The organism is Streptomyces sp. NPDC007863 (assembly GCF_040633895.1).
Lineage (GTDB): Bacteria > Actinomycetota > Actinomycetes > Streptomycetales > Streptomycetaceae > Streptomyces.
Genome location: NZ_JBEYEI010000021.1, coordinates 114,664 through 138,888, shown reverse-complemented (window position 1 = coordinate 138,888; position 24,225 = coordinate 114,664). Strand labels below are relative to the sequence as shown.

The window sequence follows — 24,225 nt, the reverse complement described above, 5'->3', positions numbered from 1 at the left end:
CCTCTGGGGAGGGACGGGCTCCGCTCGGACACGCCTGTCTGTGTTGATTTGTGTCAGTACCCGGGCGGCCGACGGGGGTTGGCCGGGCCGATCGGCGGGTACGACTACTTGTTGGCGGCGCCCACGGAGGCGACCGCCTCCTTCGCCGCCTTCGTCGCACCCTCGACGATCGTCTTCGCCCGCGGCACGGGCGCGCCCGCGTATCCGGCGCCGTTGTACGACAGCAGGACCAGCACGTTGCCGGTGCGCGCCACGACCGACGCGTAGGGGAAGTTCTCGCCGGTCTTGTTGACGGTGTACGTGACCATCTTCGCCTCGTCGCCGATACCGGTCACCGACGTGGTGCTCAGCGTCTTCGCACCGGTGGTGCCCTGGATCTTCCCGAGCTCCTTGGCGAAGTTCTCCTGCGCGCGCGCCTGGCCGCTGCCGAGGGAGACCTCGGAGTCGTACCGGTAGAACGACACGTCGAGCCAGCGGTACTGCGAGCCCTTGACGCCCTTGTCCTCCAGGCCGTTCCACGAGCAGCCGCTGCGGTGGGCGAGGTCCGTGGAGGGCGCGGCGGTGCCGTTCTCGTTCTTCGCCTTCGGAACCAGCGCGGCGGTGGTCTTCGCCGCGATCGCCTTGCACGCCGAGGGCAGCTTCGCGAACTTCGCGGGCTCGACGGTCGGCGTCGGGGACGGGGTCGCCGACGCGGTGGCGGTCGCGGTCGCCTTCGCCTTCTCCCCGCCCGTCTTGGCGGCTCCGTCGCCGTCGCTTCCCGAGTCCGAGGAGCAGCCGGCGACGACGAGCATCACGGGGACGGCTGCGGCGGCGAGGATGCGGGTGAGTCGCGGAGCTGATCGCTGCATGGTTCCTTCAGTCGCTTGTCGTACGGCCGGTGGTGCCGGTGCCGGTCGGTGGCCCTGGCGGCCCTGGGTACGCCGACACGTTACGTGGTCCCCCCGCGGCCCGGGGGGCCGCGCGGGACACCGGGCGGCCGGCTACTCCTCCAGCCGGTCCGCCAGCAGACGGGCCAGATTCTGCGCCCTGTCCTGCAGTTCCTTGCTGTCCGGGGCCGGCGCCGTGCCCGTCGTGCGCTGCCGGTACTCGACGGTCACGACGACGTTCGATGTGCGGAACACCACGCTCACGACCCGCTGGCGGCCGGCGCCGCCGGCCGAACCGAGGGTGTCGCCGACGAAGGCGATGTCGCCGAGCCCGCCGAGCAGCCGGGGCTCCAGGCCGGTCGTCGCCGGCGCGGAAGGGGTGCCTGCGGCGGGGGCGCCGGAGGAGGTGGAGGAGGAGGTGGAAGAGGGGCCTCCGGTGGGGGTGGCCCCGGTGGTGGTGCCGGTGCCGGTCGTCGGCGCCTTGGTGGGGGAGGGCGGGGGCGTGGTGGCGGTGCCCGAGGCGGTCGGGGCCTGCGGGGGCGTCGTCGGGGCGCCGCTCGGCGCGGTGGGCCCGGTGGGGGTGGGTGTCGGGGTCACCGGTACGGCGATCCCGGCCGCGAGCTGCTTGCGGGTGTAGACCTCCTGCGCCCGCGTGGCGTCACTCACCGTCGGGTCGTACGAGACCACCCGCTCCACGTCGAGCACCAGGCGGTGCGAACCGCCGTCCGCCGTGTCGGCGGTCCAGGTGCAGCCGACGCGGCGGTCCGTGTCGTACGTGACCGCGGCCGTGCCGCGCAGCGCCTTGGCACGCTCGGCGTCGGCGAGCGCCACGGTCCCGGGGAGCAGCTCGCGCAGGGCGGCCTGGGGGACGGCGCCGCACGGTTCGAAGAGGGTGCGGTAGCGGCCTGGGGGCGCGACGGGCACGGCGGCGGAGCCGGCCTTCGCGTCGACCGTGACGTCCTCGGCGGTACCGGCCGCCGAGCAGCCGGTCAGGGCGCCGAGCGCGACGCCGAGACCGGCGCCGAGGCCGAGGAGAGTGCCGGGGACGCGGCCGGGTGAGTACCTCTTTCGCTGCACCGTCCCAGGCTCCCTTCTCCCGAAGTCTTTCCCGAAAACTGTTTGCCGCCCCGTGAAGGCGGATGGACACAATGTCTATCGCACGCACAGCCGTTGATGCCGGTCCGCCGTCACCTGTACGGGCTTTGGCTCCGGTTTTTGCGTTATCGGACTTTTCGGGGGAATCGAGGAAGTATGTCGTATGTAGAGGTACCGGGTGCGCAGGTGCCCATCCGGATGTGGGCCGATCCTTCCACGGTGGAGGGCGGCGCGATGCAGCAGCTGCGGAACGTGGCGACGCTGCCGTGGATCAAGGGCCTCGCGGTCATGCCCGACGTGCATTACGGCAAGGGCGCGACGGTCGGTTCGGTGATCGCCATGAAGGACGCTGTCTGCCCGGCGGCGGTCGGTGTGGACATCGGCTGCGGCATGTCCGCGGTGAAGACCTCCCTGACGGCCGAGGACCTCCCCGCCGACCTCTCCCGCCTCCGCTCGAAGATCGAGCAGGCGATCCCGGTCGGCCGGGGCATGCACCGCGACGAGGTCGACCCGAAGCGGCTCTACCAGTTCCCGACGGGCGGCTGGGACGACTTCTGGTCGCGCTTCGACGGGGTGGCGGACGCGGTGAAGTTCCGCCGCGAGCGGGCCGCGCTCCAGATGGGGACGCTCGGCTCCGGCAACCACTTCGTGGAGCTCTGCGTGGACACGTCCGGGGCGGTGTGGCTGATGCTGCACTCGGGCTCGCGGAACATCGGCAAGGAGCTCGCCGAGCACCACATCGGCGTGGCGCAGCGGCTGCCGCACAACCAGGGGATCATCGACCGTGACCTCGCGGTCTTCGTCTCCGAGACCCCGCAGATGGCGGCCTACCGGCACGACCTCTTCTGGGCGCAGGAGTACGCGAAGTACAACCGCGCGATCATGATGGCGCTCTTCCAGGAGGTCGTCCGCAAGGAGTTCCGGAAGGCGAAGGTGTCCTTCGAGCCGGTGATCTCCTGCCACCACAACTACGTGGCGGAAGAGCGGTACGAGGGCATGGACCTGCTCGTGACCCGCAAGGGCGCGATCCGGGCCGGCTCCGGCGAGTTCGGCATCATCCCGGGCTCGATGGGCACCGGCTCGTACATCGTGAAGGGCCTCGGGAACGCGGCCTCGTTCAACTCGGCCTCGCACGGCGCGGGCCGGAAGATGAGCCGGAACGCGGCGAAGAAGCGCTTCACGACGCGGGACCTGGAGGAGCAGACGCAGGGCGTGGAGTGCCGCAAGGACTCCGGCGTCGTGGACGAGATCCCGGGTGCGTACAAGCCGATCGAGAAGGTCATCGAGCAGCAGACCGACCTCGTGGAGGTCGTCGCCAAGCTCAAGCAGGTCATCTGCGTGAAGGGCTAGGACGGCTCGGTGGGAGGGCCCCGGTGCGCTGCGCCGGGGCCCTTCGTCGTGCCCGCTGCCACCTCGCGGTCCACGCCGTCCACGGCTCGCTGCCTACGGCTCGCGGTGGAGCTTGGTGTTGGAGGCCTGGGCACGGGGGCGGACGACCAGGAGGTCGATGTTGACGTGCGGCGGGCGGGTGCAGGCCCAGGTGATGGTGTCGGCGACGTCGTCGGCGGTGAGGGGCTCGGCCACGCCGGCGTAGACCTTGGCGGCGCGGTCGGTGTCGCCGCGGAAGCGGGTGGTGGCGAACTCCTCGGTCTTGACCAGGCCGGGGGCGATCTCGATGACGCGGACCGGGGTGCCGACGATCTCCAGGCGGAGGGTCTCGGCGAGGACGCGGGCGCCGTTCTTGGCGGCGACGTAGCCGGCGCCGCCTTCGTAGGTGGAGTGGCCGGCGGTGGAGGAGAGGACGACGACGGTGCCGTCGCCGCTCGCGGTGAGCGCGGGCAGCAGGGCCTGGGTCATGTGGAGGGTGCCGAGGACGTTGACGTCGTACATGCGGCGCCAGTCCTCGGGGTCGCCGGTGGCGACGGGGTCGAGGCCGAGGGCGCCGCCGGCGTTGTTGACGAGGACGGCGAGGGTGCGGAAGGCGGTGGCGAACTCGTCGACGGCGGCGCGGTCGGTGACGTCGAGGGCGTACGCGGTGGCCTGGTGGCCGGCCTCGGTGATCTCGGCGGCGAGGGCCTCGATGCGGTCCTTGCGGCGGGCGGTGAGGACCACGCGGTAGCCGGCGGCGGCCAGCTGCCGGGCCGTGGCGGCGCCGATGCCGCTGCTCGCTCCGGTGATGACGGCGATGGGGGCGGACATGGCGGAGGCTCCTCGCACAGGTGGTCGGTCGGTGTCGTGGTCAGGATAGGCGGCGGGTCGGTGGCTCCGGAGGACACGCGGGCTGACGGATTGTCAGAAAATGGGATGATCTATGGGTATTTTTGCCTTATGCGTGCGATGTCGAAGGGTGTGCTCGGGGCCGTGCTGGCGGCGCTCGTGGTGCTGGGTGCCGGGACGACGGCCGGGGCGACCGGTGAGGGGACCGGTGACGGGGGTGGTGACGCGGGTGGTGACGTGGGTGCCGCGGCGGTCGCCGGCGCGGCCGGGGCCGAGGCGGATCTCGCCCACCACGGTCATGTCTCCCTGTGGGACGGGCGGGTCGGGGTGTGGCTGGTGACGGAGAACCACGGGCCGTCCGACGTCGCGGACGCCACCGTCCGGCTGGCCTTCTCCGCGCCCATGGCGGGCGGCCAGGAGCTGCCTCCGGGGTGTCTGTGGAGCAGCGCCCGGGTGGTGTCCTGCCGGACGGGTGCGCTGTCCGGCGGCGGGGCGGCGGGTGAGCTGGCGCTGGACCTGAGGACCGTGGGCCGGCCGCAGGAGCTGACGGTCGACGTGAGCACGGCCTGGCGGGCCGGCGGGGCCGACCGGAACTCCTTCAACGACCGGCACCGGGTGCTGGTCCTCGCCACCGGGGACCCGTACGTCTTCTGAGGTGCCCGTCAGGGGTGCCGGGTCGCTGCTCATCGGCTGCTCCAGTGCACGTATCCGTCGGGGCGGACGAGGACCGCGGTCCGGCGGGCGGGGTCCGTCCAGGTGGCCCGCACGACGCGTGCCGCGCCGGTCGGGGCGGAGGGCGGCAGGGCCGGGGCGGTGCCCTCGGGGGCGACGAGGACGAACTCGCCCGCCCGGAGCAGCTCGTGGAGCCGGCCCTCGCGGAGCCGGGCGTCGGGGGCGCGCCGGCCGGAGGCGCGGCCGCCGCCGGGGACGGGGGCGTAGGTGATGCCGATGCCGCTGATCATGCCGAGGGCCTTGGCGGAGGCGGGGCGCAGGACGCCGAGGACGGTGGTGGCGACGGCCCGCAGCGCGCGGGTGGCGGGGGTGTGGGCCATGGCGAGGCGGATGAGGGCGCCGCTGCTGCGCAGGACCATGGTGCCGACGGGGTGGCGCTCGGTCTGGTAGCTGTCGAGGAGGGCCTCGGGGTCGGGGGCTTCGCCGCGGTGGACGGCGGCGAGCTTCCAGGAGAGGTTGGCGGCGTCCTGGAGGCCGGTGTTCATGCCCTGGCCGCCGGCGGGGGAGTGGACGTGGGCGGCGTCCCCGGCGAGGAAGACGCGGCCGACGCGGTAGGCCGGGGCCTGGCGCTCGTCGCTGTGGAAGCGGGAGATCCAGCGGGCGTCGTGCATGCCGTGGTCGGTGCCGAGGGCACGGCGGGCGAGGTCGCGGACCTCGTCGAGGTCGATGGGCTCGCTGTCGGGGACCTGGCGGGTGCGGTCCCAGCCCATGACGCGGTACCAGCCGTCGCCGAAGGGGGCGATGAAGGCGAAGGTGTCCCCGGTGCCGTTGACGGTCAGGGAGGCGGCGGGCTCCTCGGTGAGCCGGACGTCGGCGAGGACGATCGAGCGGATGACGCTGGTGCCGGGGAAGGGCAGCCCGAGGGCGGTGCGGACGGTGCTGCGGTGGCCGTCGGTGCCGACGAGGTGGCGGGCGCGGAGCGTGAAGGGGGTGCCGTCGGGGCCGGCGAGTTCGGCGGTGACGCCGTCGGCGTCCTGGTGGAGGGCGGTGAGGGAGGTGTCGTGGCGGAAGGTGACGCCGGCGTCGACCGCGCGCTGTTCGAGGAGGCGCTCGACCTCGTACTGGGGGGTGATGAGGATGTGGTCGAAGCGGGAGGGGAGGCGGCTGAGGTCGAGGGAGAGGTTGCCGAAGAGCCGCATGCGGTTCAGCCGGATGCCGGTGGCTTCCAGGGCGTCGGCGAGGCCTCGGGTGTCGAGCAGTTCCAGCGTGCGGGCGTGCACGCCGAAGGCGCGGGTGAGGTTGGAGCGGCCGGCGGGTCGGCGCTCGACGAGGGTGACGGCGAGGCCGGCGGCGGCGAGGTCGCCGGCGAGCAGCAGTCCGGTGGGGCCGGCGCCGATGACGACGACGTCGGCGCCGAGGGGCTCGGTGGTGGTGTCGGCCGGGTGGGATTCGGTGGTGCGCATGGCTGCCTCCGATGGGTCAACGCTTGTTGGCCTACGCTTGTTGGCAACGGTATGACCACCCCGTGTGACGTGTCAACACCTGTTGGCCTACAGTTGTGGGCATGACGACCGCACGCCGCTCCGACACCACGCGGGCCGCGATCCTGGAGGCCGCCCGCGAGCGCTTCGCCGCCGACGGGTACGAGCGCGCCACGATCCGGGCCATCGCCCGCGACGCAGAGATCGACCCGTCGATGGTCATGCGCTACTTCGGGAACAAGGAAGGGCTCTTCGCCGCCGCCTCCGAGATCGACCTGGCCCTGCCGCCCCTGGGCGCACTGCCCTCCCGGCACATCGGGGCCGTCCTCGTGAACCACTTCCTCGACCGCTGGGAGCGCGACGACGTCCTCACCGCACTGCTCAGAGTCGGCGTCACCAACGAGGCGGGGGCCGCCCGCATGCAGGCGATCTTCGGGGCGCAGCTCGGCCCCGTCACCCTCGGCGTCTGCCCGAAGCCCGAGGAGGCCCCGGCCCGCGCCGCGCTCGTCGCCTCCCAGATCCTCGGCATGGCGCTCGCCCGCTACGTGCTCCGCATCCCCCCGGCCGCCGAGATGAGCCGCGACGAGGTGGTGGCCTGGCTGGCGCCGACCGTGCAGCGCTACCTCACGGCCGAGACGCCCTGAAGCCGCCGAGGGCCCGCTGAACCGCGGCGGTACCTACGAGGCGGCCGCGCCGAACTCGCGCACCGCCTCGTCGACGATCGCCTCCAGACGGGCGTGGTGCGCGCCCCGCCAGTACACCCGGTCGCACTCCTCGCACCGCGCGAAGACGTCGTACGTCTTCTCGGTGCCGTGCTCCAGCCGCTCGCGCACCTCGTCCTTGCCGGTGTCGGTGAGCAGCCCGTTGCAGGCGGTGCAGCGGGTCCACGGCGCCAGCGCCGGCGCGAACCGCTCCAGGACGTCACGGAGCTGGTCGTCGGGCCGGTCGCTGTACACGTACGCCCCCGCCCACAGCTCGCGGCGGCGCAGCAGCCCGCGGTCGCGGGAGAGCATGACCCGCCGCTCCTGGGCGGAGAGCGCGGCGAGCGCCGGGTCGCCGATGTCCTCGTTCTCGTACGCGGCGTCGACGCCCAGCAGCCGCAGCCGCCGGGCCAGGGTGCCCAGGTGCACGTCGAGCAGGAACCGGAGGGGCGCGCCGGGCACCGGCTGGGGGCGGGCGACGTCCTCGACCTCGACGGTCTCGCCGGCGGCGGGCACGTGCGCGGCGGCCACCGGACGGCCGTCGACCAGAAGCCGGCCCGCCTCGGTGAGCGGGACGCCGAGGGACTCGACGACATGGCCCAGCGAGGAGACGCCGTCGGTCACCACGGCCGTGCGCCCCGAGCGCCGCTCGGCGGCGACGAAGACGGCGAGGCCGGGCGCGAAACTGATCTGGATCTCCGGTCCGTTCACGGGGACAGGATCGCACCGGGCACGGACGGCGGGCCAGGGATTTCCGGGCCGTGGCGCCGGAGGCGACCGGAGTCGACCGCAGTCGTGACCAGGGCGGTCACGGCCACGACAGGGCGCCGGGGGCTGGGTTACCGTCCCCTGCATGAAGATCATCGACCTCGAACCCGGCGACCCGCGTCTGGAGAGCGACCTCCTGCCGGTCCTCCTCGAACTGCGCCCGCACCTCACGCCCGCCCTCTTCCGGGACGTGTACGAGCGCGGCCACGCCCAGGGCCTGCGCTTCACGGCGGCCTACGACGAGGACGGCCGGTGCGTCGGCGCGGCCGGCTGGCGGCTCGTCCACAACACCAGCTCGATCAGCAAGCTGTACGTCGACGACCTGGTGACCGCCTCCGTCGTCCGCTCCACCGGCGTCGGCCACGCGCTCATCGCCCACCTGGACGGCCACGCCCGCGCCGCCGGCTGCCACGAGCTCAACCTCGACTCCGGCACCCAGCGCACCGACGCCCACCGCTTCTACCTGCGCGAGCGCTTCGACATCGTGGCCTTCCACTTCGTCCGGCCGCTCACCGACCCCCGGTAGCCCCCAGGTCGAGACGCCAGGCGTTGCAGCGCATCGGCCGGCCCGGCGGGTACTCGAAGTCCTCCTCGCCGAGCAGCTCGAACCCGGCCTTGCGGCACACCGCGTTCGACGCGGCGTTCTCCACCGACGGGAAGGCGAACAGGTGGCCGTGGAGCCCCGCGGCCCGGGCCCGCTCCGCCACCGAGCGCGTGGCCAGGGTCGCGACGCCGCGGCCCTGGAAGCCCGGCAGGACCGCCCAGCCCGTCTCGTACACCGGCTCGCCCCGCCACTCCGACGTCCAGAAGCCGATGCTGCCCGCGACCCGCTCGTCCGGCAGCAGCACGACCCGGAACATCCGGCCCGCGCCCGTGGTGTCGGCGCTCAGGTCCACGTACCGACGGTGGCGGCGGACCAGCTGCTCCTCGGTCTCCGGCCCGCCCAGGTGCCCCATCAGCTCCAGCGCGTTCAGCGCCCGCAGCAGCCCGGCGTCCTCCTCGGACCAGGCTTCGAGGCGTACGGCCGCGGCGGCGGTCCCGGCGGCCCCGGTGGTCGCGGACGGCTCGGGGAGTGCGGGGGATTCGGTCATGCGCGCACCGTACGGCACGGCACCGACAGGCGGGCCGCGATCCGAGGCGGGGCCTCGGGTGGGCTCCGAACCGGGCTCCGGGCCAGGCGTCGAGCCAGGCGTCCAGCCGGGCGTCGAGCCGGGCGTCGAGCCGGGCATCGGGCGGGCTTTGGCCCGAGCGGCCCGTAGGGGGCGGGGTCCGGGACGGGTCGGGGGCCTGACGCGTTTTTCCCCGACGGGGCCGGGGAGATCTTCCTGCGTCGAGTCCATGACGGACGCCGACAGGCACCTTGCCTTCGAGAACAGTGGATCTTGCGCCGGCGGCCCGCGGAGACGCGGAAGCGGGTCGGGGCGTGGGCGGCGCCGTCAGCGCAGGCGGCCGGAGGAGGTGAGGGAGAGGCGGGAGACGACCCGGCCGAAGGCGAGCTCCTCCGCCGGGGTGAGCGGCACCGACTCCTGCGGGTGCCAGACGCGGTCCATCGGCGTCAGCGAGCGGATCCGGCGGGCGCGGGCGCGCAGGCCGGTCACCAGCCACACGCCCGTCGCGACCGTGAGCACGGCGAAGAGGGTGAGGACACGGGGGTCGGAGAACTGGCCGGGCACGGACATGACGTTCACTCCAGGGCGAGGAGGCCGGCGCACGGCGCACGCGCCGGCAGGGGGCGTGCGGGCACGGCGGCACAGGCGATTCCTACTGCTTCCTCCCGACCCGTTCAGTTAACACCACGGTGGGGGACTTTCGGCAGGGGGGCCGGGACCAAAGTCCCGGGGCGGCGGGGCGGGCGGCGCGCTCCGGGGAGGCCCTCTTGTGCCGGACGGGGAACCGTTCGAAGGTGGCGGCGGAGGCAGATTCCGGCCGGGAGGGAGCAGCCGCATGTCCGGAACTGGTGTGCGCGGATGGGGTTTCACGGACGACAGGGGAGTGGAGGCGGAGGCGGCGGCGAGGCCGACACGGGTGCTCGCCTACGTACGGGCCGGGGCGGCCCTCCTGGACCTGGGGGTGACGCCGGTCGCGGTGTACGGCTCCGGGCATGACGGGGCGGAGCCGGACCCGGCGAAGGACGGCGGTCTCGCGGCGGCCGGAGTGCCGTACCTGGGGCCGGGGCGGGCGCTGGACGAGGAGCGGCTGCGGGAGCTGCGGCCGGAGCTGGTGGTGGACGTCACGTACGACGGGAAGAGCCCGTACGCCGTGGACGAGGAGCTCCTGGGGCGGCTGGGGGTGCCGCTGGTGGCGCTCTCCGTCGGCAACGACCTGAGTCTGCCGGCGATCATCGGACGGTTCGGGGAGCTGGGGGCGGCGCTGGGGGCGCCGGAGCACGGGCCGGGCGGCGCGGGGGTGCTCGCGGAGGCGGAGGAGGCGGTACGGGACGCGGCCGCGGCGGCCGACGGCGGGTACGGGGTGCTGGCGCTCTCCGGGGGCGGCGCCGAGCAGGTGCACCTGGCGCGTCCGGTGGCCTGGCCGGAGCTGGCGCGGCTGGCCGGACTCGGGGTCCGGCTGCTCGACCCGGGGCCGGGGCCGGGCGCGAACTGGCTGACCACCGGCTGGGAGCGGGCCCTCGACCTCGCCCCGGCGCTGGTCCTGTACGACAGCAGGGCCCACGCGAGCCGGCCCGAGGGGCCGGAGCGGCTGCCGGCCGGCGCGCGGCTGCTGCCGTGGAACCCCGAGACCCCGCCGAGCCCGGCCGCCTACGCCCGCTTCTTCCACGCCCTGGCCCAGGCCCTCGCGGAGCCCCCGCGCCCCTGAATCCTTTGTGCCGCCGGGCCTCGTGCTCCCGACGGTCCCGTGCCCCCGCCTCCCCGTCGCCCGGGGCCGTCTCAGGCGGTGAGGCGGGAGCGGAGGGAGGCGGCGAACTCCTCGGCGCGGGTCAGCTGGAGGCGGAGGTCGGCGACGCGGGCGGCGGCGGCCTCCTCGTAGCGGCGGACGCGGGCGACCAGGAGCTCGCGTTCGGCCGGTTCGAGTTCGCCGTCCGTGCCGGGGAGGTCGGCGGCGAGACGGTCGACCGAGGTGAGGAGCTCACGGGTCTCGTCGAGGCCGAAGCCGAGCGGCTGCATGCGGCGGATCACCATCAGCCGGGTCACGTCGGCGTCCGTGTAGAGGGGGAAGCCGCCCGGGGAGGCAGCCGAGGGGACGACCAGGCCGCAGTCCTCGTACTGCCGGATGGTGCGCAGGGGGAGCTCGGTGCGGGCGGCGACCTCGGAGATCTGCATGGGCTCGCCCACCGCGGTCCGCGCCCCGGGCATGCGGGCCGCCGACGGGCGCACCCCGGTCGTCGCGGTCGCTCCAGTCGCTCCGGTCATTCCGGTGAAGCCGGTCACTCGGGTCACGACAGGGTCCTCCTCGTACGGCGCCTGGGAACCAACCTCCATGCATTAGATCCGATTCGTCCTAATTTCAGGCGCTATGACGGTCGGAAACGCGGAGAGAGCCAGCCGTCAGGGCCAGACCAGGCAGTACGGCTGGTGGCCGGCCTCGTGGAGGCGGACGGAGAAGTCCTGCCACTCGTGGAGGAGCTGGTAGACGTCGAAGGCGTCGCGCGGGCCGCCGCGGTCGGGGACGGTGGACCAGATGAAGGCGGCGGCGCCGACCGACTCCTCGCCGATCGCGCGCAGCGGGTCGACCACGGTCGTCGGGAGCTTCACCACCGCGTAGTCGGGGTGCAGGACGACCAGTTCCAGCGGGGGGACCTTGTTCAGCGGCAGGCCCTGGATGCCGGTGAGGACCATCGCCGCTATGGTCTCCGGCTTGATCTTGGAGAACATGCCGCCCATGCCCAGCTCGTCGCCGCCGAGCTCCTCCGGGCGCATCGAGATCGGGACGCGGGCCGCCGTGGCGCCGTCGGGCGCGCCGAAGTACTTGTAGGTCACCGCCAAGCTGCGGCTCCCGAGGGGCGGGTCCGCAGGGGGCTGCTCGGGGGACGCGCGATTGTCCGGCGCGGCCGGGTCCTCCGCCCGCCGGCGCCGGTGCCTCCCCCGCCGGACAGGCTCCGGACCCAGGTCGTCCGTCCCCTCGCCCGGTCCGCCACCGCGATGCATATCTCCACCCGACTGCTTTTTCTCGGCAACACGACCCCGCCGCGCAACCCGATCATCGTGTCAGTGACCTCCCCCGCGTCACTGCGGTGAAACACCTGTCCGCAAGAAACGCCGCCGCCTCTGACACCATGGTTCCCGTGAGCCAACCCCATGAGGTCCCTGTCGCCACAGTTTCGCAGACGCGGCGGCAGGCCGCCCCGGCGTGACGCACAGGGTGCCCACACCGTCCCTCCGTACCAGACGTCGTACTCGCAGGTCAGGATCGTTGTGTCGTATTCATACGAAGCCCCAGTCTCACAGACGCTTTTCGACCGCGCGTCCCTTGTGACGCCCGGCGGCGTGAACTCACCGGTGCGGGCCTTCCGGGCTGTGGGCGGTACGCCCCGGTTCATGGTGTCCGGCACCGGTCCGTACCTCACGGATGCGGACGGTCGCGAGTACGTCGACCTCGTCTGCTCGTGGGGACCGATGATTCTCGGCCACGCGCACCCCGAGGTGACCGCCGCCGTGCAGGCCGCGGTGGCCCGCGGCACCTCCTTCGGCACGCCCGGCGAGGGCGAGGTGGCGCTCGCAGAGGAGATCGTGGCCCGCGTGGAGCCGGTGGAGCAGGTGCGCCTGGTCTCCTCCGGAACCGAGGCGACGATGTCCGCGATCCGGCTCGCCCGCGGGTTCACCGGGCGCGCGAAGGTCGTCAAGTTCGCGGGCTGCTACCACGGGCACGTGGACGCGCTGCTGGCCGCCGCCGGCTCCGGCGTCGCCACCCTCGGCCTGCCCGACACGCCCGGCGTGACCGGCGCCCAGGCCGGCGACACGATCGTGCTGCCGTACAACGACCTGGAGGCCGTGCGGGCCGCGTTCGCCTCGCACCCGGGCGAGATCGCCTGTGTGATCACCGAGGCCTCGCCCGGCAACATGGGCGTCGTCCCGCCGCTGCCCGGCTTCAACCAGGGCCTCGCGGACCTGTGCCGGGAGAACGGCGCGCTGTACATCTCCGACGAGGTCATGACCGGCTTCCGTACCAGCCGCGCCGGCTGGTACGGGGTGGACGGCGTCAAGGCCGACCTGCTGACCTTCGGCAAGGTCATGGGCGGCGGCTTCCCGGCCGCGGCGTTCGGCGGCCGCGCCGACGTCATGGCGCACCTCGCCCCGGCCGGCCCGGTCTACCAGGCGGGCACGCTCTCCGGTAACCCGGTCGCCACCGCCGCCGGGCTCGCGCAGCTGCGGCTGCTCGACGAGGCCGCGTACGAGAAGGTGAACGCGGTCTCGAAGGAGATCCAGGGCCTGGTCACCGGCGCGCTCGCCAAGGAGGGCGTGGCGCACCGGCTGCAGACCGCGTCCAACATGTTCTCGGTCTTCTTCACCGCCGACGAGGTGCGGAACTACGACGAGGCGAAGCGGCAGGAGGCCTTCCGCTTCAACGCCTTCTTCCACTCGATGCTCGCGGACGGCGTCTACCTGCCGCCGTCGGCCTTCGAGTCCTGGTTCGTCTCCGCCGCGCACGACGAGCGCGCGATCGAGCGGATCGCCGCCGCGCTGCCCGCCGCCGCCCGCGCCGCCGCGGAGGCCACGGCATGAGCGCGAGCGAGGACGTGAAGGGCGCGGAGGACATCACCGTCGTCCACCTCATGCGCCACGGCGAGGTGCACAACCCGGACGGCGTGCTGTACGGGCGCCGGGCCGGCTACCACCTGTCCGAGCTGGGCCGGCAGATGGCCGACCGGGTGGCCGAGTCGCTGGCCGAGCGGGACGTCACCCACGTCGTCGCCTCCCCGCTGGAGCGGGCGCAGGAGACGGCCACCCCGATCGCCAAGTCGCACGGCCTGGACCTGGCCACCGACTCGCGCCTCATCGAGGCGGCGAACGTCTTCGAGGGCAAGACCTTCGGCGTCGGCGACGGGGCGCTGCGCCGTCCGGCGAACTGGAAGCACCTCACGAACCCCTTCCAGCCGTCCTGGGGCGAGCCGTACATCGAGCAGGTCGTGCGGATGATGGGCGCGCTGGACGCGGCGAAGGACGCGGCGCGTGGGCACGAGGCGGTGCTGGTCAGCCACCAGCTGCCGATCTGGATCGTGCGGTCCTTCGTGGAGCGGCGCAGGCTGTGGCACGACCCGCGGCGCCGGCAGTGCACGCTGGCCTCGCTGACCTCGTTCACGTACAAGGGCGACAAGATCGTCTCGGTCGGGTACAGCGAGCCGGCGATCGATCTGGTGCCGGTGCACCTGCGGGCCGGCGCCAAGCCGGTGAAGGGCAGGCAGAAGGCCTTCGGGGCGTAGTCCCGTACCCGCCGGGGCGTAGCCCCCGTACCCACCGCGCATGTGCTTGACGGGACATCGTCAAAGCGGCATCGTCGAAGCGACGTCAGGGCGGCCGGAGAGAGGTTCCTCTCCGGCCGCCCTGAAATTTTTGTGCGAGTGACCGGAACCTCCGTGTTCCTCCCCGCATCTCACTCATTGTCGGTTTGGATGATGTTTCGGTCACACAACAGCGCGAATGGGGATGACATGCGCGGGATCAGTCGAAGGGGCCTTCTCGGAGCGGGTGTCGGAGCGGCGGCGGCGCTCGGGGTCGCCGGGTGCAGCGACAAGGATCAGGGCGGCAAGGGAAGTTCCGGACCGGACAAGGGCGGTGCCCCCGCGACCGGCGGCGACACCACCACTCCCGCGCCGACCAAGGACGACGTCCGGCTCATCGGCGACGGTTCCACCGCCGACACCGGCAAGCAGCCCCACCAGCCCGACACCCCCGTCCCGCTCGAACCCGGCCAGACCCCGCCGCAGTTCGTCGTCTTCTCCTGGGACGGCGCCGGCGAGGTCGGCAACGGCCTCTTCCCCCGCTTCCTCGAACTGGCCCGCAACCACGATGCGGCCATGACCTTCTTCCTCTCCGGCGTCTACCTGCTGCCCGAGTCCAAGAAGAACCTCTACCGCCCGCCGAACAACCGCGTCGGCGCCTCCGACATCGGCTACCTCACCGACGAGCACATCAAGGACACCCTCAAGAACGTCCGCCAGGCCTGGCTCGACGGACACGAGATCGGCACCCACTTCAACGGCCACTTCTGCGGCGGCTCCGGCTCCGTCGGCAACTGGACCCCGGCCCAGTGGCAGAGCGAGATCGACCAGGCGATGAAGTTCGTCACCGAGTGGAAGACCAACAGCGGCTGGACCGACCTCGACCCGCTGCCCTTCGACTACTCCAAGGAGCTCGTCGGCGGCCGCACCCCCTGCCTCCTCGGCCAGGACAACCTGCTGCCCACCGCCAAGCGCCTCGGCTGGCGCTACGACGCCAGCTCCCCCGGCGGCCGCCAGACCTGGCCCGTCAAGCGCAAGGGCATCTGGGACTTCCCGCTCCAGGCCGTGCCCTTCCCCGGGCACTCCTTCGAGGTCCTCTCCATGGACTACAACATCCTCGCCAACCAGTCGAAGAACTCGACCAAGGGCATGCCCTCCCGCTATCCCGGCTGGCGCAAGCAGGCCACCGACGCGCTGATCGCCGGCTTCACGCGCGCGTACGAGTCCAACCGCGCGCCCTTCTTCGTCGGCAACCACTTCGAGCAGTGGAACGGCGGCATCTACATGGACGCCGTCGAGGAGGCGCTCAAGGCGATGGCCGGGAAGAAGGACGTCCGGCTGGTGTCGTTCCGCCAGTTCACCGACTGGATGGACGTCCAGGACCCGGCGCTCCTGGCCCGGCTGCGTACCCTCGACGTGGGGCAGAAGCCGGCCGGTGGGTGGAGCACCTATCTCAAAGCCGCTTAGGCGATCTTGACAAGGGGCGTTACGGGCACGTAGGGGGGTGCCCAAGATCCCCCAAACGCCCATGCGAAACTTTTCACATGAGCCTTAGCCGTGGCCTCCGTCCTGCCTCCCGACGCGCCCTCGCCGCCGTCGGCGCGCTGTCCGCCGCCCTCGTGCTCTCCGCCTGCGGTGGCGACGACAACGGCACCTCCGGTGGCGGCAACACCAACTTCGTCACCAGCAAGGGCGGCGTCTCCACCGTCCCCAAGGGACAGCGCGAGGGGATCAACCAGATCGCCGGCGAGACCCTGGAGGGCGAGAAGCTCGACGTCGCCGACCTCAAGGGCAAGGTCGTCGTCCTCAACGTGTGGGGCTCCTGGTGCGGCCCCTGCCGCGCCGAGGCCCCGCACTTCGCCAAGGCCGCCGAGGCCCTGAAGGGCGAGGACGTCGCCTTCGTCGGCCTCAACACCCGCGACGCCAACAAGCAGCAGGCGCTCGCCTTCGAGGACGACTACAAGATCCCGTACCCGAGCCTCTACGACCGGGACGGCAAGCTCATCCTCTTCGGCTTCCCCAAGGGCACCCTCAGCCCCAAGGGCATCCCCTCCACCGTCGTGCTCGACAAGGAGGGCAAGATCGCCGCCCGCGCGCTCATGGCCGTCGACGAGACCAAGCTGCGGTCCATGATCGACCCGCTGCTCAAGGAGAAGTGAGCCGGTGAACGAGACCGTCACCAGCGGAGCCCTCCTGCTCGCCGTCCCCGTCGCCCTCCTGGCCGGCCTGGTCTCCTTCTTCTCGCCGTGCGTGCTCCCGCTCGTCCCCGGCTACCTGTCGTACGTCACCGGTGTCTCCGGCACCGACCTCGCCGACCAGCGCCGCGGCCGGATGGCCGCCGGGGCCCTCCTCTTCGTCGCGGGCTTCACCGCCGTCTTCGTCTCCGGCGGCGCCCTCTTCGGCGAGTTCGGCCGCACGCTCGAGAAGTACAGCGAGGGGCTCGGCACCGTCCTCGGCGTCTTCATGATCCTCATGGGGCTCTTCTTCGCGGGCCTGATGCCCTGGTTCACCCAGCGCGAGTTCCGCTTCCACCGGAAGCCCGTCGCCGGCCTGCTCGGCGCGCCCGTCCTCGGCGCGCTCTTCGGCATCGGCTGGACCCCGTGCATCGGTCCGACGCTCGCCTCGGTCAACGCGCTCGCCCTCGAACAGGCCAGCGCCGGACGCGGGGCCATACTGGCCCTCGCGTACTGCCTCGGCCTCGGCGTCCCGTTCGTCTTCGCCGCCGTCGCCTTCCGCAAGGCCCTCGGCGCCTTCGGCTGGGTCAAGAAGCATTACGTGTGGGTGATGAGGATCGGCGGCGGCATGATGATCGTCACGGGTGTCCTCCTCCTCACAGGCGTCTGGGACAGCATGGTCTCCACGATGCAGGGCTGGGCCGGCGGCTTCACGGTGGGAATCTGATCCATGAGCAAGACAGAAACGACGGACGCGACCGACACCGCGGACACCGAGCACACGACCGGTGACGACGCGGCCGGCGCCGACCTCTCCACCGCCCCCCGGGAAGAGACGATCGGCGGCCCCACCCTCGGGGTCGTCGGCTGGATCCGCTGGTTCTGGCGCCAGCTCACCTCCATGCGGGTGGCGCTGATCCTGCTCTTCCTGCTCTCCCTCGGCGCCGTCCCCGGCTCCCTCATCCCGCAGACCAGCGCGGACGAGATGAAGGTCGCCGACTTCAAGCAGGCGCACGAGACCCTCACGCCGCTGTACGAGAAGCTCCAGCTCTTCGACGTCTACAGCTCGGTGTGGTTCTCCGCGATCTACATCCTGCTCTTCGTCTCCCTCATCGGCTGCATCGTCCCGCGCACCTGGCAGTTCGTCGGCCAGCTGCGCGGCCTGCCGCCGGGCGCCCCCAAGCGGCTCACCCGCCTCCCCGCGTACACCACCTGGCGCACCGAGGCGGACCCCGAGGAGGTCCGCGAGGCGGCCCTCGCCGTCCTCAAGGGACGCCGCTTCCGGGCCCGTACGGCGGGTGACGCGGTCGCCGCCGAGAAGGGCTACCTCCGGGAGGCGGGCAACCTCCTCTTCCACCTCGCGCTGATCGTGATGCTGGTGGCCTTCGCCTGGGGCCAGCTCTTCAAGTCCGAGGGCGGCAAGCTGGTCGTCGAGGGCGACGGCTTCTCCAACACGCTCACCCAGTACGACGACTTCAAGTCCGGCTCCCAGTTCGGCGTCGACGAGCTGGAGCCGTTCAGCTTCACCCTGGACCGCTTCACCGGTACGTACGAGAAGAGCGGCCCGCAGCGCGGCACCCCGCGCACCTTCGAGGCGGCCGTCACCTACACGCGGGGCGACGGCAAGGACGAGAAGGCGGTCATCCGGGTCAACGAGCCGCTGAAGGTCGGCGACTCCAAGGTCTATCTGATCGCCCACGGCTACGCGCCGGTCGTCACCGTCAAGGACGGCAGGGGCAAGGTCGTCTTCCGCGGCGCGGTCCCGCTGCTGCCGATCGACAACAACATCACCTCCACCGGCGCGATCAAGGTGATGGACGGCTACCGCGACAAGAACGGCAAGCCGGAACAGCTCGGCTTCAAGGCCTTCTTCGTGCCCACCTTCGCGGGCGCCGGGCAGGGGAACATGTTCTCCCAGTTCCCCGCGCTCGACTTCCCCGTGATGGCCCTCACCGGCTACCGCGGCGACCTGCGGGTCAACTCCGGGCTGCCGCAGAACGTGTACCAGCTCGACACCTCCAAGATGACCCAGTTCAAGGTCGACGGAGGCACCGGGGTCGCCCAGCGGATGCGGCCCGGCGAGACCATGACGCTGCCCGACGGCGCCGGCTCGATCACCTTCGAGAAGGAGATCAAGGAGTGGGCGAGCTTCCAGGTCTCCCAGCAGCCGGGCAACGGCCTCGCCCTCTCCGGCGCGGTCGCCGCGATCGCCGGACTCACCGGCTCGCTCTTCATCCAGCGGCGCCGGGTCTGGGTCCGCGCCGTCCGCGGCGAGGACGGCACGACCGTCGTCGAGATGGCGGGCCTCGGCCGCAGCGAGTCCGCCAAGCTGCCCGAGGAGCTCGCCGAGCTCGCGGTCGCGCTCACCGCCACGGCGCCCCCGGCGCCCGAACCCGCCGAACCGGAAGCCGCCGAACCGGATTCCGCAGCGTCCGAACCCGCCGCATCCGAACCCGCCGAAGCAGAAGCGGAAGCATCAGAAGGGGTCGAGAAGTGATCCTCGCCGCCGAGACCAACGAGAGCCTGGCGCAGATGAGCAACACGCTCGTCTACTCCTCGATGGCCGTCTACACCCTGGCCTTCCTCGCCCACATCGCCGAGTGGGTGTTCGGCAGCCGCAGCAAGGTCGGCCGCACGGCCGCCGCGCTGACGGAGCGGAAGGAGGCCGCGGCCGCCACCGTGTCCGTCCAGGTCAAGGGGGCCGGCGGCACCACCGTCCTGGACCGGCCCAAGGTCGTCACCCGGGCCGCGGCCGGCACCCGTGACGTCCCCGACGGCCCCGGCGCCGCCGGCGGCACGGTCAAGGGCGACCTCTACGGCCGGATCGCCGTCTCGCTCACCGTCCTCGCCTTCGCCCTGGAGGCGGCGGGCGTGGTCGTGCGCGCGATCTCCGTGCAGCGCGCCCCCTGGGGCAACATGTACGAGTTCTCCACCACCTTCTCCACGGTGGCGGTGGGCGTGTACCTGGCGTTCCTGCTCGCCGGGAAGAACGTCCGCTGGATCGGGCTCCCGCTGGTGACGACGGTCCTGCTCGACCTGGGCGTGGCGACCACCCTGCTGTACACCGAGAGCGACCAGCTCGTGCCCGCCCTGGACTCGTACTGGCTGTGGATCCACGTCTCCACCGCGATCTTCTGCGGCGCCGTGCTCTACCTGGGCGCCGTCGCCACCCTGCTGTACCTCTTCCGCGACTCGTACGAGAACAAGCTCGCGAACGGCGGCACGCCGAGCGGTTTCGCCCGCTCCGTCCTGGAGCGGCTTCCCGCCGCCGCCACCCTCGACAAGTTCGCCTACCGGGTCAACGCGGCGATCTTCCCGCTCTGGACCTTCACGATCATCGCGGGCGCCATCTGGGCCGGCGACGCGTGGGGCCGCTACTGGGGCTGGGACGCCAAGGAGGTCTGGTCGTTCATCACGTGGGTCGGTTACGCCGCCTACCTGCACGCCCGGGCCACGGCCGGCTGGAAGGGCCGCAAGGCCGCGTACATCGCGCTCATCGCCTTCGGCTGCTTCCTCTTCAACTACTACGGCGTGAACATCTTCGTCAGCAGCAAGCACTCCTACGCCGGCGTCTGAGCCGGCACGGCGTCTGCGCTGGCACGGCCCCCTTCGGGGGGCCACGCTGGAGGTATGAGCGAGATACCCCGGGGCAGGAGCGAGACCCACGACGGCGACACGCACCTGCTGCGGTACGTGATCGAGCTGCCGCACCCCCAGGCGGTGGTGTGGGAGAAGGTCGCCTCGCCGGAGGGGCTGCCCTCCTGGCTCTGCGCGGCGGACCCGCTGGAGCCGAGGCTGGACGGGAGGGTCACCCTCCGCTGGCTGAACGGCGACACCGAGGTCTCCGGGCGGGTGACCGCCTGGGACCCCGACCACGTGGCCGAGTACACGGTCGACGCCCCGCACGGACGGATCCGGTTCCATCTGGAACCGGACGCCGGCGGGGCGTCGACCGTGCTGCGTTTCACCAACGAGTTCCAGGGCGACCGGGACCTGCTCCTCGACTGCCTGGCCGGCTGGCACGACCACTTCGAGCGGCTGCGGGACGCGCTGGACGGTGCCCCTATGGACTGGCGGAAATGGACGACCGGGCGCTGGAGCGAGCTGCGCGAGCTGTACGCCCAGGACGTGGCGCCCTGGCCCAAGTGGGTGCCGTAGCGGACGCGGTCTATCCCTTCTTCGGCGGCAGGCAGCTCGTCGTCGGGGGTTCGCCCTCCGGCCAGGCGGTCTGGACGAAGCGCTGGGTGCCGTCGGCGGCGAGCTCCACGATGGGGACGGCCTTGTTGTACGGGTTGCCGTGGTTGTCGAGGCAGATCCAGCCGCTCGCGCCCTGGACCCGCAGCGAGCCCTTGACCTGGGGCCACTGGGTGCCGACGTCGGCGAGCTCCGGGTAGGGGGCGTTCGCCGGGGTGGCCTGGCGGATGGCGTGGACGGCCGTCGCCATCGCGTCGTACGCGATGATCGCCTGCCCGTCCCGGAGCGGGATCGGCTTGGGGTCGGCGCGGGCGATGTCGGTGAGGAAGGTCTCGAAGGCGACGACCGAGCCGCCGGTCGTCGGCACCGGCCGGCCCGGTGCGGGCTTCCAGGCGTCGGGGTGGGCGAGCGCGGCGTACCGGACGGTCAGCTTCTTGCCGAGGGCCGCGCGGTTCAGCTTCTCGTCGGCGCCGAGGTACGAGCCCTCGTCGCCGGTCAGGACGGTGAAGGCGCGGTCGGCGCAGCCGCGGGAGCCGAGCGCGTTGATGAACTGGCGCAGCTGGGTGTGGCGGCCGGCGAAGAAGACGGTCTCGGCGCGGGTGTCGCAGATCAGGTGGGTGATCTGGCGGAAGGTGTTGGCGGTGGTGCCCTCCTCGGTGTTGTCCTTCGGCGAGGTGTAGAGCTGCGGCTCGTAGGGGGCGCCCTTGAGGGACTCGGCGAAGGCGGTCCGCAGGGTGTCGATGTAGTGGTCGCCGGTGCGGGAGTCCTGGACGAGGATCGCGCGGGCCGCGTCGACCCGGCCGAAGTCGGCGAGGGCCCGGGCCTCGTCGCTGTTGGTGGGGGAGACCCGGGCGAGGCCGGGGAAGCGGTCGCGGCCGGGGCCGTTGGCGAGGTCGTCGGCGGTGATGGTGGTGCCGACGACGGCGATTCCCGCGCCGGTGAGGGCGGTGACCGCCTCCCGCACCTCGGCGGAGGAGGTGGCGACGCCGGAGACGGCGCGCAGCCGGTCGGGGGCGGCGGTCATGGCGACGAGCCGGTCGACGACCGTGCGCCAGTGGGCGTTCTTGTTGCCGGTGTTGGCGAGGACGAGCCGGATCTTCGGGGTCTCGCTGTTCGACTCGTGGTTGGCCCGGTACTGGTAGGCGTACGCGCCCTGGAGTTCGCGGAGGATCTTCTCCCGGGTGCCGGGGTCGGTGGCGGTGATCGGGAGCAGCACGGCGACGGTGGCGTACTCGCCGGCCTTGAGGGTGGCGTTCTCGCGCCCGATGGCGCCGGTGATCGCGGCGAGGGCGGGGACGCCGAAGGCGTGGCCGTCCCCGTTCACGCCGACGCACTCCCCGCTGCCGGAGGGCCGTTCCACGCCGGCGGCGCAGGAACGGTCCTCCGGCTGGAGGAGCCGCACCAGGCCCCAGCCGCCGAGGCCGGCGACGAGGGCGGTCGCGAGGAGCACGGTGAGGAGCTTCTGCCGGGGCGTCCAGAAGAAGCGGCGGCGCAGCCGGTCGAACATCGCGTCAGACTCCGTCCTCGCGCCCGGGCGGCAGCGACAGCTCCCGCCAGGCGCGGATGTCCCGCGGCCAGTGCCCGGCCGCGTCCCACAGTGGACCGCTGCCGGTGAGGTGACGGCCGGAGAGCCGGCGCAGCTCGTACGCGAGCCGGGCGGCGACCTCCTCGTCGGGCAGCGCGAGCGGATCGGTGAGCAGCCATACGGCGTGCAGCAGCCGCCGTACGGAGAGGTGCAGTTCGGCGGCGTCGGGGCCGAGCCCGTCGGGCAGCGCCGGGTCGGCCTCCTGGCCGAGGGCGACGGCCCGGCGCGGGTCGGGGCTGGTGCGGCCCCGCTCGCGCGGGTAGGGGGCGGCGGCGACGAACCGCAGCAGGCCGAGCCAGCCGAGGACGTCGGGGCCGGGGAAGGTGAGCCGGAGGTGGGCGACGGCCTCGGCGGTGTCGCCGAGCGCCAGGTCGTGGTGGAGCCGGTGCGCTCCCGGCTGGGGCCCGTAGTGGCGGCGGAGGGTCTCGTGGACGGCCCGCCAGGCGGAGTACTGCGGAGGGTCGGCGTCCTCGAAGCGGAGCCGGTGCAGCAGCAGGGAGCGCAGCAGCGGGTCGCCGACGAAGTGGCCGGGGTGGTCGGTCCAGTGCTCGGCGCGGAGCCGGTCGCGGACGCGGAGGGCGACGTCGCCGTCGAGGGACTCGGCGGCGAGCCGGGCCTGGGCGAGGCGGCGGGCGGAGTCCTCGTCGTGGGCGGCGGCGAGGACCGCGTACGGCCCCGGTCTGGGCACCGGCAGCAGGGCGGCGAGGAGGGCGGGGGCGACGGGCAGGGGCGCGGCGTCCTCGCGGAGCTCCACGGTCCGGTCGAGGAGCCCGCCGGGGGTGAGGCGGGCGCGGTCGGCTGTCGGGGTCTCGCCGGCGGCGCGGGCGAGCAGGTCGACGCCGAGCGGGCGGCCGCCGGTGAGCCGGTGGACGGCCCGGGAGAGCGTGGCGGGGGCGCTGCCGGCCGGGTCGTGGCGGTCGAAGGCGGCGCGGGTCTGGGTGGGGGTGAGCGGGGTCAGCTCGACGGCGAGGAGGCCGGAGCCGACCCGGCCGGTGCGCGGGCAGGGGGCCTGGTGGGCGGTCTCGGGCAGCCGGAGGCGGGTGGCGTGGCGCAGCGCCTCGTGTTCGCGCAGCCGGGAGGCGGCGAGGACGACGGTGTGGTCGCGGCGGCCGTCGGAGCGGGCCCGCAGAATCGGTTCGACCAGGGCGCGGCCCACGAGCTCATGGGCGTTGTCCAGGAGGATCAGGGGCCTGCCGACCCGGCTGCCGCGGCGCAGCCCGGTGTAGGCGCGGAGCAGGTCCTCGGTGAGGGTGAGGACGAGGAAGGCCTCGGCCTCCTCGCGGCGTGGCCCGCCCTGCGCGAAGTCGACGGCGAGCTGCTGGAGCCCGGCCCGGCCGCGCCCGCCGGCGTTGCGGTAGCCGCCGAACCACTCCTCGGGCGCCTTCTTGAAGCGGTTGAAGAACTCGTCGACGACCGTCTCGACGGTGGCCTCCGCGACGAGCCCGGCGAAGGGCGCGCCGGCCTCGGCGGCCGTGCCGGCGAGCTTGGCGAGCACCCGGCCGACCCAGGCGGCGGCGGCCGCGCGCCCGGCGTCGACGGTGGCGAGCAGCGGCCCGAGGCGTAACAGGTCGCGGCGGGCCCGCTCGTCGTCCTCCCGCGTCCAGCCGACCGAGGTGACGGCGACGAGCCCGAGCGCGAGCCGCGGGAACGGTACGGCCCTGACCGCGTCGGTCCTCCGCCCGAGCTGCACCGAGAGCTCCGCGAGCGCGCCGGTGACCGGGGACCAGCCGGCGCCGTGATCGGCCGGCTCCTCGATGTGGGCGCAGTCGAGCAGGGCGAGCGGGGTGAAGTCGCGGTAGCGGTTGCGGACTTCCTTGAGCAGTACGGTCTTGCCCATGCCGCGCCCGCCGGTGAAGACGGTGACGGGCGGGTCGTCGCCGTGCTCGAAGGGCACCCGCCCCTGGCCGTTCGGCCCGAGCCCGATGAGCCGCGCGGCCAGTCCGCGAGGATCCAGGACCGCCTCGCGGCCGTACAGCTCTCTGTCCACCCGCCACCCCCGTCGCAGTGAACTCCAGGATAACGACGGCGTGTTGGGAACAGGAGGGAACTGGAACGCCTTTTCGGGACCGTTGCCGAAG

Annotated in this window: 24 protein-coding genes; 13 read left to right on the top strand and 11 right to left on the bottom strand. The window is 72.8% G+C overall.

All coding sequences use genetic code 11. The annotated features are described in order from the left end of the window. Positions 1–104: 104 nt before the first annotated feature. Together ABZ621_RS29865 and ABZ621_RS29860 are read right to left on the bottom strand one after the other, a co-directional pair. Entirely contained in the window at positions 105–848 is a 744-nt protein-coding gene (locus ABZ621_RS29865) for a DUF3558 domain-containing protein (protein WP_360609541.1), read from the bottom strand. A 132-nt stretch (positions 849–980) separates the two neighbouring features. Then, entirely contained in the window at positions 981–1,943 is a 963-nt protein-coding gene (locus ABZ621_RS29860) for a DUF3558 domain-containing protein (RefSeq protein WP_360609540.1), read from the bottom strand. Positions 1,944–2,117: 174 nt separating this feature from the next. On the opposite strand from ABZ621_RS29860, the gene ABZ621_RS29855 reads away from it, so the two are divergent. Next, on the top strand, positions 2,118–3,311 hold the full coding sequence (locus ABZ621_RS29855) for an RtcB family protein (protein ID WP_360609539.1): 1,194 nt from the start codon (positions 2,118–2,120) through the stop codon (positions 3,309–3,311). A gap of 93 nt (positions 3,312–3,404) precedes the next feature. On the opposite strand, the gene ABZ621_RS29850 is transcribed toward ABZ621_RS29855, so the two are convergent. Then, positions 3,405–4,160: an SDR family NAD(P)-dependent oxidoreductase gene (locus ABZ621_RS29850; protein WP_360609538.1), complete on the bottom strand. Its 756-nt coding sequence runs from the start codon at positions 4,158–4,160 to the stop codon at positions 3,405–3,407. Between the two features lie 129 nt (positions 4,161–4,289). Here ABZ621_RS29850 and ABZ621_RS29845 point away from each other — a divergent pair, with 129 nt between their 5' ends. Then, on the top strand, positions 4,290–4,832 hold the full coding sequence (locus ABZ621_RS29845; protein ID WP_360609537.1) for a hypothetical protein: 543 nt from the start codon (positions 4,290–4,292) through the stop codon (positions 4,830–4,832). Positions 4,833–4,861: 29 nt separating this feature from the next. On the opposite strand, the gene ABZ621_RS29840 is transcribed toward ABZ621_RS29845, so the two are convergent. After that, on the bottom strand, positions 4,862–6,313 hold the full coding sequence (locus ABZ621_RS29840) for an FAD-dependent oxidoreductase (RefSeq protein ID WP_360609536.1): 1,452 nt from the start codon (positions 6,311–6,313) through the stop codon (positions 4,862–4,864). A 101-nt stretch (positions 6,314–6,414) separates the two neighbouring features. On the opposite strand from ABZ621_RS29840, the gene ABZ621_RS29835 reads away from it, so the two are divergent. Next, positions 6,415–6,975, top strand: coding sequence for a TetR family transcriptional regulator (locus tag ABZ621_RS29835; RefSeq protein WP_360609535.1), 561 nt, complete (start codon positions 6,415–6,417; stop codon positions 6,973–6,975). 33 nt (positions 6,976–7,008) lie between these two features. On the opposite strand, the gene ABZ621_RS29830 is transcribed toward ABZ621_RS29835, so the two are convergent. Beyond that, positions 7,009–7,743: a Mut7-C RNAse domain-containing protein gene (locus ABZ621_RS29830; RefSeq protein ID WP_360609534.1), complete on the bottom strand. Its 735-nt coding sequence runs from the start codon at positions 7,741–7,743 to the stop codon at positions 7,009–7,011. A 142-nt stretch (positions 7,744–7,885) separates the two neighbouring features. Here ABZ621_RS29830 and ABZ621_RS29825 point away from each other — a divergent pair, with 142 nt between their 5' ends. Next, positions 7,886–8,326, top strand: a complete 441-nt coding sequence (locus ABZ621_RS29825) for a GNAT family N-acetyltransferase (protein ID WP_360609533.1) — start codon at positions 7,886–7,888, stop codon at positions 8,324–8,326. On the opposite strand, the gene ABZ621_RS29820 is transcribed toward ABZ621_RS29825, so the two are convergent. Both ABZ621_RS29820 and ABZ621_RS29815 read right to left on the bottom strand, forming a co-directional pair. Then, positions 8,310–8,891, bottom strand: a complete 582-nt coding sequence (locus ABZ621_RS29820; RefSeq protein ID WP_360609532.1) for a GNAT family N-acetyltransferase — start codon at positions 8,889–8,891, stop codon at positions 8,310–8,312. The two genes, ABZ621_RS29825 and ABZ621_RS29820, sit on opposite strands and share 17 nt — an antisense overlap. 345 nt (positions 8,892–9,236) lie before the next feature. Continuing rightward, a complete protein-coding gene (locus tag ABZ621_RS29815) occupies positions 9,237–9,479 on the bottom strand; it encodes a hypothetical protein (RefSeq protein WP_360609531.1) in 243 nt (80 codons plus the stop codon). Positions 9,480–9,744: 265 nt separating this feature from the next. Between ABZ621_RS29815 and ABZ621_RS29810 the strand changes: the two genes are divergently transcribed. Next, a complete protein-coding gene (locus tag ABZ621_RS29810) occupies positions 9,745–10,614 on the top strand; it encodes an ABC transporter substrate-binding protein (protein WP_360609530.1) in 870 nt (289 codons plus the stop codon). 71 nt (positions 10,615–10,685) lie between these two features. Here ABZ621_RS29810 and ABZ621_RS29805 read toward each other — a convergent pair whose 3' ends face one another. Beyond that, positions 10,686–11,111: a MerR family transcriptional regulator gene (locus ABZ621_RS29805; RefSeq protein ID WP_360609570.1), complete on the bottom strand. Its 426-nt coding sequence runs from the start codon at positions 11,109–11,111 to the stop codon at positions 10,686–10,688. Positions 11,112–11,303: 192 nt separating this feature from the next. Further along, positions 11,304–11,903 carry a hypothetical protein gene (locus ABZ621_RS29800; RefSeq protein WP_360609529.1) on the bottom strand — a complete coding sequence of 200 codons (600 nt, stop codon included), beginning with the start codon at positions 11,901–11,903 and terminating at the stop codon, positions 11,304–11,306. A gap of 267 nt (positions 11,904–12,170) precedes the next feature. Between ABZ621_RS29800 and hemL the strand changes: the two genes are divergently transcribed. From hemL to ABZ621_RS29760, 8 genes are all read left to right on the top strand, one after another. Beyond that, positions 12,171–13,478 (top strand): glutamate-1-semialdehyde 2,1-aminomutase, encoded by a 1,308-nt coding sequence (gene hemL, locus ABZ621_RS29795; protein WP_360609528.1) that lies wholly within the window; start codon positions 12,171–12,173, stop codon positions 13,476–13,478. Continuing rightward, on the top strand, positions 13,475–14,176 hold the full coding sequence (locus ABZ621_RS29790; protein WP_360609527.1) for a histidine phosphatase family protein: 702 nt from the start codon (positions 13,475–13,477) through the stop codon (positions 14,174–14,176). Before hemL ends, ABZ621_RS29790 begins: the two co-directional genes overlap by 4 nt. 228 nt (positions 14,177–14,404) lie before the next feature. Beyond that, positions 14,405–15,661 carry a hypothetical protein gene (locus tag ABZ621_RS29785; protein ID WP_360609526.1) on the top strand — a complete coding sequence of 419 codons (1,257 nt, stop codon included), beginning with the start codon at positions 14,405–14,407 and terminating at the stop codon, positions 15,659–15,661. 77 nt (positions 15,662–15,738) lie between these two features. Beyond that, on the top strand, positions 15,739–16,353 hold the full coding sequence (locus tag ABZ621_RS29780; RefSeq protein ID WP_360609525.1) for a TlpA disulfide reductase family protein: 615 nt from the start codon (positions 15,739–15,741) through the stop codon (positions 16,351–16,353). Between the two features lie 4 nt (positions 16,354–16,357). Then, positions 16,358–17,095: a cytochrome c biogenesis protein CcdA gene (locus ABZ621_RS29775; protein WP_360609524.1), complete on the top strand. Its 738-nt coding sequence runs from the start codon at positions 16,358–16,360 to the stop codon at positions 17,093–17,095. Between the two features lie 3 nt (positions 17,096–17,098). Continuing rightward, positions 17,099–18,865 (top strand): cytochrome c biogenesis protein ResB, encoded by a 1,767-nt coding sequence (locus ABZ621_RS29770; protein WP_360609523.1) that lies wholly within the window; start codon positions 17,099–17,101, stop codon positions 18,863–18,865. Beyond that, positions 18,862–19,944 (top strand): c-type cytochrome biogenesis protein CcsB, encoded by a 1,083-nt coding sequence (gene ccsB / locus ABZ621_RS29765; protein WP_360609522.1) that lies wholly within the window; start codon positions 18,862–18,864, stop codon positions 19,942–19,944. Before ABZ621_RS29770 ends, ccsB begins: the two co-directional genes overlap by 4 nt. Positions 19,945–19,998: 54 nt before the next feature. Beyond that, positions 19,999–20,526 (top strand): SRPBCC family protein, encoded by a 528-nt coding sequence (locus ABZ621_RS29760; protein ID WP_360609521.1) that lies wholly within the window; start codon positions 19,999–20,001, stop codon positions 20,524–20,526. A gap of 10 nt (positions 20,527–20,536) precedes the next feature. Here the strand turns inward: ABZ621_RS29760 and ABZ621_RS29755 are convergent, their stop codons facing one another. Both ABZ621_RS29755 and ABZ621_RS29750 read right to left on the bottom strand, forming a co-directional pair. After that, a complete protein-coding gene (locus tag ABZ621_RS29755; protein WP_360609520.1) occupies positions 20,537–22,069 on the bottom strand; it encodes a hypothetical protein in 1,533 nt (510 codons plus the stop codon). Between the two features lie 4 nt (positions 22,070–22,073). Continuing rightward, a complete protein-coding gene (locus ABZ621_RS29750; RefSeq protein WP_360609519.1) occupies positions 22,074–24,134 on the bottom strand; it encodes a hypothetical protein in 2,061 nt (686 codons plus the stop codon). Positions 24,135–24,225: the final 91 nt, after the last annotated feature.